11 protein-coding genes are annotated in these 19329 nt (G+C 36.4%); 5 read left to right on the forward strand and 6 right to left on the reverse strand.

Annotation, left to right across the window (positions count from 1 at the left end):
• Positions 1 to 143: 143 nt before the first annotated feature.
• Complete coding sequence (locus KFE94_01085; GenBank protein UTW66735.1) at positions 144 to 2564, reverse strand: heavy metal translocating P-type ATPase metal-binding domain-containing protein; 2421 nt, start codon at positions 2562 to 2564, stop codon at positions 144 to 146.
• Between the two features lie 168 nt (positions 2565 to 2732).
• On the opposite strand from KFE94_01085, the gene KFE94_01090 reads away from it, so the two are divergent.
• A complete protein-coding gene (locus KFE94_01090) occupies positions 2733 to 5048 on the forward strand; it encodes a PAS domain S-box protein (GenBank protein UTW66736.1) in 2316 nt (771 codons plus the stop codon).
• 57 nt (positions 5049 to 5105) lie between these two features.
• Here KFE94_01090 and KFE94_01095 read toward each other — a convergent pair whose 3' ends face one another.
• Positions 5106 to 7292, reverse strand: coding sequence for a RecQ family ATP-dependent DNA helicase (locus KFE94_01095; protein UTW66737.1), 2187 nt, complete (start codon positions 7290 to 7292; stop codon positions 5106 to 5108).
• A 138-nt stretch (positions 7293 to 7430) separates the two neighbouring features.
• The gene (locus tag KFE94_01100) at positions 7431 to 10175 is read right to left on the reverse strand and encodes a PAS domain S-box protein (protein UTW66738.1); all 2745 of its coding nucleotides are present in this window, start codon (positions 10173 to 10175) and stop codon (positions 7431 to 7433) included.
• Between the two features lie 211 nt (positions 10176 to 10386).
• Here KFE94_01100 and KFE94_01105 point away from each other — a divergent pair, with 211 nt between their 5' ends.
• The 3 genes from KFE94_01105 (at position 10387) to KFE94_01115 (ending at position 11997) form a co-directional block, all read left to right on the forward strand.
• The gene (locus KFE94_01105; GenBank protein UTW66739.1) at positions 10387 to 10941 is read left to right on the forward strand and encodes a hypothetical protein; all 555 of its coding nucleotides are present in this window, start codon (positions 10387 to 10389) and stop codon (positions 10939 to 10941) included.
• A 79-nt stretch (positions 10942 to 11020) separates the two neighbouring features.
• Entirely contained in the window at positions 11021 to 11467 is a 447-nt protein-coding gene (locus KFE94_01110) for a DedA family protein (protein UTW66740.1), read from the forward strand.
• A gap of 41 nt (positions 11468 to 11508) precedes the next feature.
• Positions 11509 to 11997 carry a 6,7-dimethyl-8-ribityllumazine synthase gene (locus KFE94_01115; GenBank protein UTW66741.1) on the forward strand — a complete coding sequence of 163 codons (489 nt, stop codon included), beginning with the start codon at positions 11509 to 11511 and terminating at the stop codon, positions 11995 to 11997.
• On the opposite strand, the gene KFE94_01120 is transcribed toward KFE94_01115, so the two are convergent.
• Positions 11994 to 16352 carry a PKD domain-containing protein gene (locus KFE94_01120; GenBank protein UTW66742.1) on the reverse strand — a complete coding sequence of 1453 codons (4359 nt, stop codon included), beginning with the start codon at positions 16350 to 16352 and terminating at the stop codon, positions 11994 to 11996. The genes KFE94_01115 and KFE94_01120 overlap by 4 nt on opposite strands.
• A 149-nt stretch (positions 16353 to 16501) precedes the next feature.
• On the opposite strand from KFE94_01120, the gene KFE94_01125 reads away from it, so the two are divergent.
• On the forward strand, positions 16502 to 17683 hold the full coding sequence (locus KFE94_01125) for a class I SAM-dependent RNA methyltransferase (GenBank protein ID UTW66743.1): 1182 nt from the start codon (positions 16502 to 16504) through the stop codon (positions 17681 to 17683).
• On the opposite strand, the gene KFE94_01130 is transcribed toward KFE94_01125, so the two are convergent.
• Positions 17680 to 18147, reverse strand: coding sequence for a helix-turn-helix transcriptional regulator (locus KFE94_01130; protein ID UTW66744.1), 468 nt, complete (start codon positions 18145 to 18147; stop codon positions 17680 to 17682). The genes KFE94_01125 and KFE94_01130 overlap by 4 nt on opposite strands.
• A gap of 117 nt (positions 18148 to 18264) precedes the next feature.
• On the reverse strand, positions 18265 to 19311 hold the full coding sequence (gene tsaD, locus KFE94_01135) for a tRNA (adenosine(37)-N6)-threonylcarbamoyltransferase complex transferase subunit TsaD (protein UTW66745.1): 1047 nt from the start codon (positions 19309 to 19311) through the stop codon (positions 18265 to 18267).
• Positions 19312 to 19329 lie beyond the last annotated feature (18 nt).

Raw genomic sequence — 19329 nt, forward strand, 5'->3', positions numbered from 1 at the left:
GATTAACCTAAACAAATATCATATCGAATTGTGACCTAAAACGTGAGCCGCATCAAGATGAAATATGACTTTCATCATACATTTGTCATTGGATTGTCATGGGTAAAGTTAAAAATTAAAGTAAAACTAAATCTAAATCAGTGTTATAAGTTTCTTTTTCTTGCTGACAATCGAATAGATAGGGTAATAAATGAAACAACGGTTATTGAGCTAATTGGCATTAGTATTGCTGCGAATAGAGGTGTCACCAAACCTTGAATGGCAAATAACATTCCTAAAGAATTATAAAACAATGAAATCGCAAAACTCGTTTTAACCACCTGAATTGTCTTTTTAGAAAATCTCATAAAACCTTCTAAATTCACAAAATTTGCGGCATCCAAAATAGCATCACATGCCGGGGTGAAATTATATACCTCATCACTCACCGCTAGTCCTACATTGGCTTGTTTTAAAGCTCCAGCATCATTTAATCCATCACCTACCATTAAAACTTTTGCCCCTTGATCTTGTAATGCTTTGACATAATCCAGTTTATCTTGAGGTGATTGATTAAAATGTAGATTTTCTCGCTCAAAATAGTTTGATAAATTCTCCATTTCTGATGAGTTATCTCCAGAAATCAAATGAAGATTAAACTGATCATTCTTTAGCTTTTGAATCAATTCGGCAATGCCAGTTCTATATTGTTTTTTAATAATAAAATACCCTAAAACTTTAGCATCTATTTGTACGAAAACTCGAGAGGACAAATCCTTTTTAATCTCTCCGTTATACTCCACAAAACTCGCAGCTCCTAATTTCAAATGCTCCCCATCAACCGTTCCCTGAATTCCCTGAGAAACAACTTCTTTGTACCCTTCAACTGCTACGGTTGTCATCCCGTGCATATGTTGATAAATCGCTTTACTTAATGGGTGAGTAGAATTTGCAACTAATGAGAATATCATTTGATTTTGCGCTTCTGTCAGATCACCTCCAACAAAATGGACCGACTCATCTCCGGATTGGGTTAATGTCCCGGTTTTATCAAACACGATAGTGTCCACTTCCGACATCTTCTCGACCGTTTCTGCATTTTTCAGATAAAAACGATTTCGTCCAAAAATCGTCATCGTATTTCCAAAAGAAAAAGGCAATGTCAGAGCTAAAGCGCATGGACACGCAATAATTAATACCGATGTAAATACTTTTAAAGCTGTAGTAACTCCGCTCCCCCACCAAAATAATAAGGTTAGGGATGCCACGATTAGTACAAAAAAGGTAAAGTACTTACTCACCTTATTCACTACACTTTGATATTGCGATTCTTCTTTCGCAAATGCATCCTGATTCCAAAGTCTGGTCAGATAAGATTGAGATACCGGTTTCTTTACCTTTATCTTAATTGAAGCACCTAACTGTCTTCCTCCTGCAAACAGTTTATCACCTTTCGTTTTTTCAATCGGAATAGACTCTCCCGTCACAAAACTATAATCGATTTTTGCAGTATCACTTAACAATTCCGCATCTGTAGGTATAATCTCCTGATTTCTAAGAATCACTTCATCATTGATCTCCAATGTGCCTACTGGAACAGGCTCTTCTCTATCCGCAAATACTTTAACAACAGCTAATGGGAAGTAAGATTTATAATCCCGTTCGAATGATAATGCCTGATACGTCCTGTTTTGATACCATTTTCCAACCAGTAACAAAAACACAAACATGGTAAAAGAATCCATAAATCCACTTCCGGTTTGTGTAATGATCTCGTACGCACTACGACTAAATAAAGTCATGATCCCAACGGATATTGGGAAATCTATATTAATGTATCGTTTGATTAAAGCTTTATATGCGGAAACAAAATAGTCTGACGCACTGTAAAACAAAACTGGTGTCGCCAGAAATAAATTAAGATACCCAAATAGTTTTTTAAAGCTCTCATCCAAATAATCATTGGTATCGAAATAATCCGGAAAACTCAACAACATTATGTTTCCAAAAGCAAATCCAGCTACACCAAGTTGATAAAAGAATTTCTTGTTTTCCTTCTTTGATTCCTTTTTCTTAAAATCCTCTAAAGAAATGTTGGGTTCATATCCTATTGAGGACATCAACTCTACTACTTTTCGCAAAGAAATTTTTTCAGTTTTGAAAACCACATACACCTCTTTCTTTAAAAAGTTAACTGTTGATCGAATAATTCCGTCCTCCAGTCTATGCATATTTTCCAATAACCAAATACACGAACTACAATGTATTTTAGGCACATAAAATTTTATGCTCGCAACTCCCCCATCTTCAAAATCCAATAGCCCCTGTTTAACCTCATCATTATCTAAAAAGGCATATTTATTTCCAATGGCTTTGAGAATTTTATTACCCGGGTTGTTTTCAATTCCATAGTAATTGTTCAGTCCATTTTCATCTAAGATTTCATAAACCGTTTTACATCCTTCACAACAAAACTTATGTTCATACGCCTCTATGACAACCTCTTCAAAATCACTTCCACAATGATAACAGGTGTTCTCATTTTTTTCGGATAATTCCGTTTCTCTTTTTATTCCCTGTATCATACTCTGAACTATTGCGCGTGCAAAAGTGAGTCACCCTTAGTTTTTTACCAAACTTTTCATTCAATTTGGTAAAACTTTTAACTCATTGATCAATATGTTTAAATCTAATGCTGTTACTCAATTTTACGTATTTAATTCTCTATTTTTCACTTAGAATCACCACCCCAAATGATTGACAAGTATCCTCAAATACAGAATGAATTCAATGAATTCTCCCAATCGGACGTCACCCACGCCCTTCAAATTTCAGGAATGGCTATCTGGGAATATGACATCATTTCTCGTGATGTTAAGTTTAATGAAAACTGGTTTGTAATTCTTGGTTACGGACTAGATGAACTTCCTCCTAAAACTTCTACATTTTATCAATTGCTTCACCCCGAAGATTATGATATTTTAAAAGATGCTGAAAAAGCGCATTTGATCCATAACCCACATGGTATTTTGGAGGTTCAATATAGAATGCGAACAAAGTCGGGCAAATGGAAATGGCTTCGTAATAGAAGTAAGCTTATTTACGATGAGGATGACCACCCAATAAAATGGGTGGGCAGTATTCTGGATATCAGCCGACTTAAAGATTCGGAACATCAAGTGATTCAAAAAAACCAGCATATCAATGCTGTAGTAAACTCTCTATCCGACATTATATATGAGATTGATGAAGATTACACTTTTATTAATTGTTGGGTTCCAAATAACAATCCGTTACATACCAGAATAAAATCTTATAAAGGAAAAAATGTTTCTGATGTGTTTAGTCGCACAGTCTATTCCTATTTTAAAAACCTGGTTGACGAAACTATTAATACCGGAAAACCGCAAGAACTCACTTACTATTCTCCTAAATTTGACAAATATTACCTGGCCCGAACCACCATGATTCCTCGGAATGATTCATTCAAAAAGCATATCACAATGGTGGTTCAGGATATTACCAGTATCCAAAAGACCAGGAATAGATTAGAAAAAAATGAAGCCAATCTAAATGCTATTATTCAAAATACATCTGATGTTTTTTGGGCAATTGATATTACGGGTAATATGATTATTTTCAATCAGGCTTTTGATGAATTGTACTACAACTTATCACATTTACATCCCGAGATTGGAGCACCATTATATGACGGCTTTTTGTTAGATGAAACTGCCAAAAGGTGGCGCTTGATTCATGCTAAGTCTTTGAATGGGATAGACACTCAGTTCTCCAAACATGTACATTTCTTAGATGGAAGAAAAAGGTTTTACAAATTCCATATCAACCCATTGAAAAATCTGGAGGGAGAAATTATTGGAAGTGTGGTTACAGGGCGAGATATTGATGACATCTACACTTCAAAAAAACAGGCAGAAAAAGCTGCGAGGTTAAAATCTAAATTCGTTTCTACGATCAGTCATGAAATTAGAACCCCATTAAATGCTATTCTGGGCACATGTCACCAGCTTGAATTAAATAATAAACAAGAAAACCTGAATGAGGATATTAATATATTACATCTAGCTTCTGAAAACCTATTATCTTTAATCAATGATGTACTTGATTTCACCAAGCTAGAATCTGGAAAATCCACATATAAACCATCTCATTTCAATCTAACACACTTACTCAAAAACATCAGTCAGTTCTTACGGAACCTGGCGACCAATAAAGGATTGGAATTTAATATTGATATTACGGAAGATTTACCGGAATTTATTACCACAGACAAAACAAAACTTCATCAAATACTAACTAACTTACTCAACAACGCCATAAAGTATACCGATAAGGGAATGGTAAACTTTAGGGTGACTTCAAATAAAACATCTAAAGATAAAGCTCTGATTGGGTTTGAAATTATAGATACAGGTGTTGGCATTCCAAAATCTGATCTAAAAAACATATTCGATAGTTTCACCCAATCATCCACTTCATTTGATTTACAAAAAGGAGGTACAGGTTTAGGTTTAGCCATAACGAAAAACCTTGTAAATCTATTAAACGGAGAAATTACTGTCAAATCAACTGTAGGAAAGGGTTCTATCTTCTATTTGGAATTGGAGTTTGATATCTATCATCAAAAAATGAAAACGACTGAACCGCATTATTTATCTGAAGATCTGGAAGGGATCAATATTTTGATTGCAGAGGACAATGAGATCAATGCTAAAATTATAACACGTCTGTTAGGCCAATGGAATGCTTCGTATGACTTGGCCTGTAATGGACAAATTGCAGTGGATTATGCCAAGAAGACAAGCTACAACCTGATTCTTATGGACATTCAAATGCCGAAGAAAAATGGATTTGAAGCTTCTAGCGAAATTCGGAATTTAAATATTGGAAATAACTGCTCCACTCCTATTCTAGCTTTAACCGCACAACCAGATTTTTCATTTGACCCAAGCTATCAGGAAGGTATTTTTAACGGATATATTTTAAAGCCCTTCCATCCGGATAATTTAAAATCTATTTTGCTCACGCATACAAAGCATTCTGCATAAAACAAAAACAGCCAATGAAATTTCATTGGCTGTTTCTTTAATATCTATTTAAAACTTTTAAAGTGCGTATGTTGACATAAACTTAATACGCATTAATCGAATTTCTTCTAAAGTATAATCATCTTCTCCTAACTCAGCTAAAGCATCTTCAACAGAATCTGTTTCCGCTTCCATAAAATACTCTACGATTTCTTCTTGATAGTCTTCATCTAAAACATCATCTATATAATAATCGATGTTCACTTTTGTACCTGAAGCTACAATGTTTTCCAATTCTGTAATGAATTCATCATCTGTCATGCTTCTCGTTCTCGCTAAATCTCTCAAAGGGATTTTCTTATCAATTCCCTGAATGATTCCAATTTTAGATGCTGATTTATTGGCTACAGTTTTGACCACTACATCCTGAGGTCTTTCGATCTCATTTTCATTTACATAGTTTTCAATCAACGCTAAGAATTCAGCACCGAACTTTCTTGCCTTACCTTGTCCAACTCCCACAATATTCTGAAGTTCTTCCATGGTAATCGGATACTGCGTAGCCATATCCTGCAACGAAGGATCTTGAAAAATCACAAATGGAGGTAAGTTCTTGGCATGACCAATTTCTTTACGGAGATCCTTCAACATGTCATACAATACAGGGTCTCCTGCTGAACCTCCTTTTTGTACCACGTTATTTCCACCTTTCATTAATTCATCATAATCATGATCCAGAATTAAATTGAAAGATCCAGGGTTCTTCATGAACTCCAAACCTTTTTCGGTTAGGAATAAAGTTCCGTATTCTTCAATTCGTTTACCAATGTAATTGTTTACAAAGCTCTGACGAACTGCAGCCATCCAATATTTTTCGTTGTGATCTTTTCCACTACCAAAATGTGGATTCATATGCAATCTATTGGCTTTTACCGTAGGACTTTCTTTACCTACTAAAACCTCAATGATCTGCTTGGTCTTAAATTGTTGTTTCAGATCATAAATTATCTGAAACATATGTGCCAACTCTTTTCCTGCTTCTACATGTTCTTTGGGGTTTACCAGATTATCATCTAGTTCATCCTTACCAGCTGTTGTCTCATCCCACTCTTCTCCGAAGTAGTGTAATAAGAATTTACGTCTTGACATTGCAGTTTCGGCATAAGCAACCACCTCATGCAACAACTGCTTACCCACTTCCTGTTCAGCAACAGGTTTACCTGCCATGAACTTTTCAAGTTTCTCAATATCCTTGTAATCGTAATATGCAATACATCTTCCTTCTCCACCATCACGTCCAGCTCTTCCGGTTTCTTGATAATAACCTTCTAAACTCTTTGGGATATCGTAATGCATCACGAATCTTACATCCGGCTTATCAATTCCCATTCCGAATGCAATTGTAGCTACAATTACATCTACATCCTCCATTAGGAACATATCCTGATATTTCGCTCTTCTGGATGCTTCCATCCCGGCATGGTATGGCAATGCTGAAACTCCATTTACCTGTAACGTTTCTGCAACCTCTTCCACCTTCTTACGGCTCAAGCAGTATATAATTCCCGATTTACCCGGATTTTCTTTGATGTATTTTATGATTTGTTTTTCAGGATGAATTTTTGGAAGTACTTCATAGTACAAATTCGGTCTATTGAATGATGCTTTAAAAACACTCGCATCCGTCATTCCTAGATTTTTCTGGATATCCATCTGAACTTTTGGTGTCGCAGTTGCAGTTAAAGCCATAATTGGAATACCTGCATCAATCTGCTTAATCATTTCACGAATTCTTCGGTACTCCGGTCTGAAATCGTGCCCCCATTCAGAAATACAGTGTGCCTCATCAACCGCTACAAATGAAATCTTTAAACTTTTAAAGAAATCAACGTTTTCTTGCTTATTTAAAGACTCCGGTGCTACAAAAAGTATTTTTGTCACACCATTTACAAGGTCCTCTCTTACTTTCCTTGCATCCCCTCTACTTAGAGATGAATTTAGATAGTGTGCGACACTATCATCAGTTAAAAACCCCCTCAGCGCATCTACCTGATTTTTCATTAATGCAATTAGTGGAGATATAATAATTGCGGTACCTTCTTGTAGCAAAGCTGGTAACTGGTATGTTAGAGATTTCCCTCCTCCAGTTGGCATAATTACAAAGGTGTCTTTACCTTCTAATATGCTCTTAATTATGTTCTCTTGATCACCTTTAAATTTATTGAAGCCAAAATACTTCTTTAACGGTATCTTTAAATCTTCCATTACCCTAAATTATACTAGAGACGAATATCATTTGCGTTCAGAGATTAAAAATATAATAATCCCCATTATTAGCAAAACTATTTATGAGTTTAACTCATCTTAAAATTTAAATTACGAATTTATTAACAGAATGTTGGGTTAAACGACTAATTCCGCAATATATTTTTGACAAATCTCTTTAAACTTCTCTACATCTATTGGTTTTGTGAGGAAATCATCACAACCTACATTTTTTGCGCGCTCCTTATCTTCTACTCCTGAATATGCCGAAATAGCTACGATTGGAATCTCAGGTTGTTCACTCTTAATTTGTTTAGTAGCCTGAAAACCATCTAAAATTGGCATTTTAAGATCCATAAAGACCAGATCTACATCATGGTGATCCTGACAGTATTCTACCGCATTTTTTCCATTCCTAACATTCACAATGTGAATATCACTTGTCATATCCTGTAAAAGGAATTCTAAAAACATGAAATTTACTTCTTCATCTTCAGCAATCAATACTTTAAATTGATCATTTTCTAATATTTCCTCTACATCAGCTTTATGATCCAAATTAACCGGATTATATGGGATAATTACATTAAAGGTAGCTCCTTTATTCAACTCCGATTCAATGGTAATCTCTCCCCCCAGAAGATTCGTATTTTCTTTTGCTATGGATAATCCCAGGCCTAATCCTCCATAAACTTTAGAAGTGTTTTTTTCCGCTTGAGAAAAGCGTTCGAAAATGATTTTCTGATTCTCAGCAGGCACACCTATTCCGGAATCTTTCACCCATATTCTCAGCTGACCATTATTCAACCTATAACCAATTTCCACTTCTCCCTGATGAGTGAATTTTAGTGCATTTTCCACCAGATTATTCAATACTTTGAGTAGCTTGGTTTTATCTGTGTATATCATACTATCATGATCACTTAGTCCCTTGATCAGATGTAATGACAAATTCATTTCTTTAGCCTTTAACTCAAATATGGAGAATAGTTCTAACAACAATGAATTCAAATTCACCTCCTCATAGATCGGTTTAACCTGCTTCGTTTCAAGCTTCGATATTTCAATGATGTCATCAATAATACGTACCAATTGATTACTACTGCTCTGAATAATGCTAATGAAATGTTTCTTCTTTTCATCAGATAATTCAGGATCATCCAAAAACTGCGTAAAACCCACAATACCATTTAACGGAGTGCGTATTTCATGAGACATATTATTCAAAAATTGTGTCTTCAATTTATTACTCTCTTCCGCTTTATTTTTCTGTCTAATCAGCTCTTTCTCCGCTTCTTTTCTTTCGGTAATATCTCGAATGGCAACTACTCTTAATACTTCATTATCATATGAAATACTCTTGGCCTTTACTTCTACCGGAATGATATCCCCATTTTTCTTTCGCGCCTGAATCTCGTAAGCTTTTGGATTCTTTACTTTTAAATTCTCGTAAACTCCTTCATGGTACTCTGGTAAGACAATTAGGTTAATAATATTCACTCCAATAAGTTCATCTAAACTATACTGAAACAACTGACTAAAAGCTTCATTGGCATCACTTACAATTCCTTGTTCGTGAATAATAATTCCTTCGACCGTAATCGTAGACAGTTTACGAAACTTCGCCTCACTTGCCTTGAGGGAAATTTCATTCTCCTTTTTTGATGAAACATCCGTTACGGTTTCTAATCTTACCCATTTATTATCAATCCATTTGATGGCCTTTACCTGACAATTATAAAAGACATCATTCGATTGACTAAAGAACTCCCATTCCCTTGTATCAGCAGGTTCTCCACTCCCCGATAATAATAAAGTATTATCTATATATTCTTTTGGTAAATCTCCATCAATATCTAATACATCTGTAAAAGACTTACCTACTACACTTCCTAATGTATTCTGGCCGTATTTATTCAAATAAATAACCTCATTCGATTGCAAATCAGATACGATTATAATGGATTCAATTGCATCCATTGTGGCTTGAAATCGTAAGTTCTGATTTTTAAGCGCCTCTAAAGTTTTAGATCGAATGATTCGCTGCTCCAGGTTTTTCACCGCAGCTTTCAAAAACTCCAATTCAGAATATGTCCACTCTCTTTCTGTTTCACGGTTATCAAAACCGATAAAGCCAAAAAACTCTTCATCTACAATGATTGGAATTAATAAGATCGCTTTAATATTCAACTCTGAAAAAAATTCTTGTTCCCATTTAGGAAACGATGATGTTCTCAGATTAATCACCTCTCCGGATTTTAACTTATCCGTTAATTCTGTAGCAAATTCATTGACCACCAAATACTTTAATCCGGGAAGATCGTCATCATTGTCCAGGAACATATTCCGCCCCCACTCACTGACCTTATTCGCTGAGATTTTCCCGTCTTCATCATAGGTATTTAAAAATATATAGGTATGATCTGCATTCCCCGCATCTCCTACTAAACGTACAAATTCTTTGTATGGAACTTCCGGACTATAATCCAGAAGTAAAGAAGAAATTTTGTGTAATGTGGTCAGGTAATTTTCATGTTTGGTTATATCATCACCAATACATACGTAACTCAAGATATCCCCACTTTCTTCATCATAAATCGTGGTTTTCTGCCAGGATATCATTCTTTCTTTCCCATACTTTGTCAAAACAGGAGTGTCGTAAAACTCATCCATTTTTTCCACACTATAACTGTTCAATGGAGAATCCTCATCCGGGACAAAATGATTAAACCAGTTTTTTCCTAGCATCTCAGCTTTGGTGTACCCCAAAACCTTACATGTATCTGCGTTTACATCAATTACTCTATAATCTGCATCAATGTGAACGAGCATTTTGCCAAGCAGGTCAAGCATATCGGTTTTTTCGAATCTATCTATGTACATGCATTTTCGGAATTAGTGTCCTTTATTTTACTGCAATATGCAGAACATCCTTAGCCAAAGTTATTATATTCTTTATCAAAGTTATATATATCGAAACTATCCTTTTGGTATTAAGAGTTTGGTTCTACGATTTCAATAAATTATATCTCAATTCTTGATTAAAGAATTTGTTGACTATTTTTGCCAAAATTATACAATTATGCTTTCAAAAATGAATCCAAAAATTTCTGTTTTATTCATTACTGTTTTTGCAGTAGCAATGTCGCGTATTATTCCTCACTGGCCAAATGTTACTGCCGTAGCTGCAATAGCTATTTTAGGTGGAGCAACAATGCGTAATTCTTTAACAGTAATTTTGATTCCTGTTTCTGCAATTTTCGTTAGTGATTTAATCATCAATAACGTTTTTTACAGCACATATTATGATAGTTTCGTATTATTCGGTGAATCTTCTGGATGGATTTATGCTGCATTTATCTTAATGGCAGTGATCTCTCACTTTACGATTAAAAGCTTTAAAGCATTACCTATTGTGAGCGTAACAATTATCAGTACCTTATTGTTCTTCGTGCTTACTAACTTCGGTACATGGTTACACAGTCCTTTTTATTCTCAGGACATGGCTGGTTTGATGTTAGCATTTGAAGCGGGGTTACCATTCTTGTTAAATAGTATTTTAGGTAACTTATTTTTCGTTGGAGTATTCTTCTATGGTTACTCTAAAATATCTGAAAGACAATTAAACTGGTTATTTATTGAAAAATAAACAACCTTCAAAATCATATTTAAAAGCCTTTTCTAGCATTTATGGAAAAGGCTTTTTTTATTTCAAATAATTTGAATCAATGGACTGGATAGAACTCGGATACTGGGGAATGTTTTTCTCCGCTATACTTGCCGCAACTATCCTTCCATTAGGGTCTGAGGCCGTTTTTTTAGCTCTGCTCTATTCTAAATATGATATGAATTATCTGATCATTATTGCGGGTGTCGGAAATACTATTGGTGGGATGATCACCTATTACATGGGGAAACTTGGGAAATGGTCCTGGTTGGAAAAATGGTTTAAAATCCCGCAAGACAAAATTGAAGTGCAAATGATTCGCGCACAAAAATATGGCTTTATCTATGCCTTATTCACATGGCTTCCCGGAATTGGAGATCCAATGGCTGCTGCTATCGGTTTTGCCCGAATTCATCCTCTAAAAGCCCTTACTGGTATGTTTATCGGGAAGACATTACGCTTTTTAGTCATTGCTTTAATGTGGAAATATAGTATAGAACTTTTTTAAAGCGTACAACAATGTATTTTTGCAGCTAAAACAATCGTAAAATGGCAACTATACATCAAAACCTATCTGACTATTCTTCTGAAGATGTTCCAAACGGCAATAAATACACTATTGCCATTATTAGAAGTGAATGGAATGAAGATATTACTCAAAATCTGGCAGACGGAGCCGAAAGCGCATTGTTAGATAATGGTGTATTAGAAGAAAATATCATCAGGCATGATGTTCCCGGTGCTTACGAATTACCCCTTGCTGCCCAATGGATGGCTAATAAACCTGAAATTGATGCCGTGGTATGTATTGGTACTGTTATTCGTGGAGAAACGTCTCATTTCGACTTTGTGAGCCAGGCAGTTTCCCAAGGTGTTAAAGATGTTAGTTTAAAAACAAATAAACCGATCATCTTTGGAGTACTTACTGATGATACCAAACAACAATCTATTGATCGATCTGGAGGTATTTTAGGAAATAAAGGTGTTGAAGCGGGGGTTACAGCTTTAAAAATGCTAGGTCTAAGAGACCAGCTCTAACGGGAAACTAAAACTACCATTCCCACGTAATCTTCGATCATTCCATTAAATCGTTTTACGCTGATTTTATAGGAAAACACAGAGTTGTGCGCTGTGATTCTACCATTTACTCTTCCATCCCATCCCTGGTTAAGGTCGGTTGTTTCATAGACCTGTACTCCCCATCTATCAAAGATGCGCATGTACACCAATTCTTTAATACCATAAGTTACAGGCATAAATAAATCATTATCTCCATCCCAATTAGGTGTAAACGAATTTGGGATGTATACTGAAAAATCTTCTTCTACGTGTACAAAAAATGAGGTGTCACTAACAAAACACATATTGGTATCCTGATACGTGAGGGTGTATACGGTTGGTGTAGTAGGTGATACCAACGGTTCCGCACAATCACTACAACTTGCTGAGTTTGCCGGATTCCAGGAATAAAGCAACGGCATATTTGAAGACATATACACCTGATAATCTCCTCCAATAAAAATTGAGGTATCTGACGGGAAGAATAAAATTTGTGGTTTATGTTGTACTATAATTTCAACCGTATCGGTATTCTGACATAGGTTAGAATCCGTTGCAGTAACCACATATTGAATATCGCTGGTAGGCGTAGTAACCGGATTTTTAATATTCGGATTATCTAACCAGGTATTCGGTCCCCATTGATAGGTCAATCCGGCAGGATTCGCATTTAATTGGTAACTGTCTCCAATACATACTGCTTTATCATCAATAGCCTGAACATCAGGAAGCGGGAAAACTTCAATTATATGCGTAGAAGTATCTGAACACTGCGTTTGCGAATCCCATGCAACCAATTTAATTTCATGCATTCCTGCAGAATCTAAATGAAATCCGGTTGTAAAATTTGTTGAGACCTGATTCCCATTTAAAAACCATCTCCAACTATCTTCACCAAAAGATTGATTAATAACCCCTAAACTTAAAGGGACACATCCATCATCTTGTGACGTTAAAAAGTGTGATTCCACATGATCCACTTCCAAAATAATACTATCACTTTTCTGACATAAACCGGAAGAATCAGCATATAAAAGAATGATTGGATAATTTCCGGGTTGGGTATACATATGTCCTATCATAGATTGAGGGTATGATGATGTATCGACTACTCCATCTCCAAAATCCCAGGTAAATAATCGTGCTCCAGAGTTATTTATGGCATCAAAGAATACGGTATCTCCCACACAACCAATTGCCGGATTCACTGTAATATTAGCCACAGGACCTCCTATATTTATAAAATTAGGTTTCGTAATTGTATCTGTACATCCATAGGTTGTTTTCACTACCAAAGTCACATCATACTGTCCCGGGTTATTATATAAGTTCTGTGCGGTAGTCCCACTTAGCGTAACAAAATTCGGTGAATCACCAAAGTTCCAGGTCCATGTAGCTCCATTCTGAACAATACTGGAATCCGTAAACATGACACTGGCCGGGTAACAAGTCGCAACGGTAGGATTTGCGATAAAATTTGCTATCGGTAAACTTTGAACATCAATATTTTGAGGCATTACATAAGTCGAATCACAACCCATCCCGTCAGTTACGGTTAAAGAAACAGTATAGTTTCCTGAAGAATAGGCATGTTGCGGTTGATATAATGTACTGGTGGTCCCATCTCCAAAATCCCAGAAATAAGTAAAATTCGTTCCTGTGGGTGCACTATGGAAATATGCTGAATCTCCGTCACATAGTAGATTATTGACTACTGCAAAGCTCGCTGGTGGCTGGGTAGTATGAATGTAATTCGTTTTTTCATGTTCGTTAGTACACCCGAAAGTATCTACCACTATCAATTCTACATCATAAGTATTATTGAGTACTCCATCATAAATATGCAACGGATGTTGCAACGAAGAGGTTGAGCCATCCCCAAATTTCCAATGCCATGAGACAATGTTTGTATCAGTAACGGTCAAATCAGTAAACTGTACCGGTAACGGATCACAACCAGAAGTAGGATTTCCGACAAAATCAACCACCGGGTGATATACGAATATATCATTGACCAATGTATCCGTACAGTCGTTTTGGTCACGTACAACTGCAAATACATGATTTAATCCGGGTTGCGTAAACGTAAACTGATTATTGGTAAAACCCGAGGAATATGCCGTATCTGTATTGAATCCCCACCGGACATCTCCCAATGCATTTATAGACGAACCTGTATTAAAAAACACTACATCGCCCTTACAAATAGTGGTATCAGAATTCGTTAATATACCTTCTAAAAACCGTATAGCCAGTTCGACTTCTGCGTCCTGCCAACAGCCGGTAGTAGAGTCATAGACGGTTAAAATAGCCATATAATTGGAGTCCACAGGAGGATATAAATGTGATGTATTCCAATTCACAGAATCTATAGTAGAACTATCTCCAAAATCCCACCAAAAGCTTGTTCCACCAAGCGCATGAGGAACAAATGTCATCAGGTTTGGTGTGTCACAATTTATAATATTATCAAATCCAATGACGGGACCTGAAATATGTATAATCGAGTCAATGGTAATAGTATCCTTACATCCGTTATAAGATGCCACTAATGACACACTCATATATCCGGTATCCAAAAATAAATGGGCAGGTTCAAAATCACTTGAAGAAGTTCCATCTCCAAAGTCCCAGAAGTATTCATCCAATAAATTGGTATCTTGTGATAGGTTAATAAAATTAACGGTATCAGAACCACATGCGACTATGGTATCAATAGTGAAATTAGCAGTTTGGACAGACCCTACCTCTATCCATACCTGATAATTGGTTGTACAGCCATCTACAGAAATAACAGTCAATTCTACCTGATACTCCCCAGGGTTCATAAAAGTGTGATTTGGAGAGAAACTATAATCTAGCGGAGAACCATCCGCAAAATCCCAAATAGTACTGTCTATTGAAGCTACTGGTGTTGTTAAATTAGTGAAGTCAACATAAAGCGGTGCACATCCATTTGACACACTGGGCGTGAAATAAGCCTGAGTAATTTCAATAGTGTCATTGGCGGGTATGACAGCCATACTTTTACAACCATTTGCTGTAGTCACCACTAAAGTATCATCAAATATACCTTCTCCGTAATACGTATGTGATGGGTTTTGTACATCACTAGAATCTCTTGGATATCCAGGATGAGTTCCAAAATACCACTTCCATTCCACAATATTTCCAATAGACTGGTCTACAAAATTTGCTATTAAAAATGGTTCACATGAGAAATTTGGCGATGACGTAAAAGCAGCCTGAACATATTCCACCACAATATCTTGTGTTACTGTATCATCACAATTCAATCCTGCACTTGAAATCAAAGTCACGGTATAGGTACCTGGAGTCGTGTAGATATGATCTACCACAGGACCAAAATCTGTAGAACCATCTCCGAAATCCCAATAAAAGTTACTTCCACCATTTGAAATATTGGTCATCGTAGTGGGTACCCCCGGACAAGTAGTATCAGGAATATCCATTGCTGCCTGAATACTTCCAATCCATACGTAGTTTGGTATGGACAAGGTATCTGTACAACCTAGTGTGTTTGTCACAATTAATTCCACATCATATCCCCCTGGTTGTGTAAAGGTGGATGTTACTGTAGGTGTGGTATAACTTGTACCGTCAATCGTCCAATTATAAGTTAATGTTCCGGTACCCGTTGATGAATTCAAAAAATTGACCGTTAAGGGAGGGGCGCATGCCGTTGCTGATCCCGTTGTATAAAAATTTGCACTTGGTTGCGGATGTACATTCACAAGGTTAGGCTGCACACTTGTAGAACTACAACCTAGCGTATCAGTAACGATAAGTGTCACAGAATATGTTCCCGCATTGGCATAAACATGCGTTTGATTTTGACCACTTACGATTGGGGTTCCATCATCAAAATCCCATTTCCAGGAGGAGATAGGTGCATTTGAAGGAATAGATAAATCCGTGACTTGAAATGGAAATGGCGCACAACCGGTTACCGTTGGCTGAAAAGTAAAAGCCGCATTTGGAGCCGCTAAAACATGAATGTAAGCTGCTTTGGTGATGCTAACCGTATCCACCCCATCAGAAACGGTAAGCGTTACAGTATAAGTACCCGAAGAATTATAAGCCGCAGAAGGGTTCATATTATTCCCAACAGCTGTATTTCCATTGCCAAAATCCCAGTGGCGATAAACTATTCCACCGGTGGACAAATCATTAAAATCTGCGATAAAGGGTACACATCCCACGGTAGAATCCGCATCAAAATCAGCCACAATTTGAGCATAAGAAACCTCTACTGTAAAATACAGCAATAGCATTACCAACAACCTTTGAGTATAGCTATATATTTGGCTCATTTAGAATAATCTAGGTATAGGACGTATTAATAATTAATATAGTTGGCTGGATATCGAAATATTTGTCAATATAAAATAAATAGACGGACCTTCCAAAAATGATTTGGAACTAGACTATCTCGGAACTTTCAAACCTTTACATTTGCGCTATGAATGTGAAGAAAATTTTTGATCCCAAATCTGAACAAACTATTGCCGTTACTACTCTTTACGGGTTAGAAGAACTACTTGCAGATGAAATAAAACAGCTCGGTGCAAAAAATGTTGAAGTAGGAAATCGTGTAGTACATTGTTCTGGAAATCTGAAATTTATTTACAAGTCGTGTCTTCAGCTGAGGCATGCACTTCGCGTATTGGTTTATTTAGATGAATTTGAAGCATTCAACCCTGATCAATTATATGAAAAGGCGTATAACCTGAGTTGGGAAGATTTTATGGGTCATCAAAGCACTTTCGCTATTCATTACACGGTCAATTCTAAACACTTTACGCATACCAAATACGCTTCTTTAAAATTAAAAGACGCTATAGTAGATCGTATTCGTCAAAAAAGCGGGCAACGTCCTTCTATTGATAAGGATCGTCCGGATTATCAGTTTTTCCTGCATATTTCAGATGAGTTTGTAAGTATTTATTTAGACGCTTCCGGTCCGACTTTAAATCGTAGAGGTTATCGAGAAGAAACAGTCGAAGCTCCTTTAAATGAAACCTTAGCAGCTGCTTTGGTTCGTTTAACGAAATGGGATGGTTCAGTTCCTTTAATTGACGGGATGTGTGGTTCTGGTACAATTCCAATCGAAGCAGTATATCAAGCCCGAAGAATTCCTTCGCAATGGTATCGTTCAAGATTCGGTTTTAATACCTGGAAAAACTTCGACAAAGATCTCATGTCTGAGGTTAGAAATGAAGCTAAATCTGCGGTAAAAGATTTGAAAGTTCCAGTATATGCCAGTGATATTTCCGATGTATCTCTTGCTTCAACAAATCACAATGTCAGAAATGCACGTTGCGATAAACATATAACTTCACAACTATCGGCATTTAAGGATTTAAAAAAGAAAGAAGATCAAGGGGTCATCATTATTAATCCGCCTTATGGAGAACGATTGACTCCTGAAGATATCAATCGTCTTTACAAAGAAATTGGGGATACATTAAAACAAAACTTTCAGGGTTGGGACGCCTGGATTATCACCTCAAATAAAGATGCTTTAAAACATATTGGATTGCGTACCAGCAAACGAATTAAGCTATATAACGGACCTTTGGAAACCCGGTTTGTACATTATGAATTATATCGTGGATCCAAAAAAGCCAATAAACAACATTAAGAGTTTCGATCGGGGAACTTCTTTTTAAGAAGTTTCTCCTTCCATTTATCACCGAAAAAATCAAAATTGCTGATTCCATATATCACAAAAAATACAGACCAGGAAAAAAGCATCCACCCAATTACGGTCCATGACATATCTCCTCGAATTACGCTAATCACCGGATAAATTAAACTCAAAACTGCCCACATAACCCATTGATATAATCCCTTAATGCTCTGAATATACTTCTCCTCTTTTTCTTTTTGAGCTGTGCCATCAGTATCCTGCTCAACAATCTCAATTTCAAATACCGCAGACAATGCCTTAATAGATTCTAATCCGGCTTTATGATCATGTTCTATTCTCTGAATGGTACGCACACTCAACCCCGTCATTTCAGCCAACTGTTCTTGAGACCATTGTCTTTCTTGTCTCATCTTTTTGATCAAAGAGAGAAAGACTTCTTTGCTATATGTTTTCATACTTTTCATTTCTCCAACAAAAGTATTTACAACTGCTTTTTTGCTCTAAGCATCTACACGACAGCCACCCGACAAACAGGTGACATCAACTAAAAATCAACCCCTTGCAGTCCCTGATTATTTGCTACTCAAATCATTCTCGACACTCAATCTTGCCAAAGGAGCATTCCCTTTTGAAGCAAAATCTCCAGACAGGAATTTTAAATACGCAGTAATTGCAATCATTGCCCCATTATCAGTCGTATATTCCATTTTAGGAATAAATACATTCCAGGATTTTGATTTTTGAAGATCTAATAAACCTCTTCTTAAACCACTATTTGCAGATACTCCACCTGCTACAGCTACATTCTTAATTCCAGTTTCCCTTACGGCACGTTTAACCTTTCCCAATAATGTTTCTACGATGGTATACTGAACCGAAGCACAGATATCTGCTTTATTTTTATTAATAAAGTCCGGATTTTTGGCGATTTCCTTTTGCAGAAAATATAGAACTGAAGTCTTTAATCCACTAAAACTAAAATTTAACCCCTGCATTTTTGATCTTGGAAATTCAAAAGCATCCGGATTACCTTCTTGTGCATATTTATCAATCAAAGGCCCTCCCGGATAAGGTAATCCCATGATTTTAGCAATTTTATCAAATGCTTCTCCGGCTGCATCATCTTGCGTTTGACCTAACAATTCCATATCAAAATGATTGTTCACTTTTACGATTTGGGTATGTCCTCCCGAAACCGTTAAACATAAAAATGGGAATTCAGGAATATTTGATGAACCATCAGATTCTGTAATAAAATGAGCCAAAATGTGCGCTTGCATATGATTCACTTCAATCAAAGGAATGTCTAAACTCATAGACAATCCTTTAGCAAATGAACTTCCAACCAATAATGAACCTAATAAACCCGGACCACGCGTATAGCCTATAGCGGATATCTCTTCCACTTTAACATCCGCCTTTTTCAGAGCCATTTCCACAGTTGGAACAATGTTTTGTTGATGCGCTCTGGAAGCCAGTTCCGGAACAACTCCTCCAAACTCTTCATGTACGGTTTGACCGGAAATTACGTTTGAACATCGTACACCATCTTTTATAACTGCAACGGAGGTATCATCGCACGAAGACTCTATTCCTAATATGATAATTGGTGCACTCATTTAATTAATTTTGCAAAC

The sequence above is a fragment of the bacterium SCSIO 12643 genome (assembly GCA_024398135.1).
GTDB lineage: Bacteria > Bacteroidota > Bacteroidia > Flavobacteriales_G > Salibacteraceae > CAJXZP01.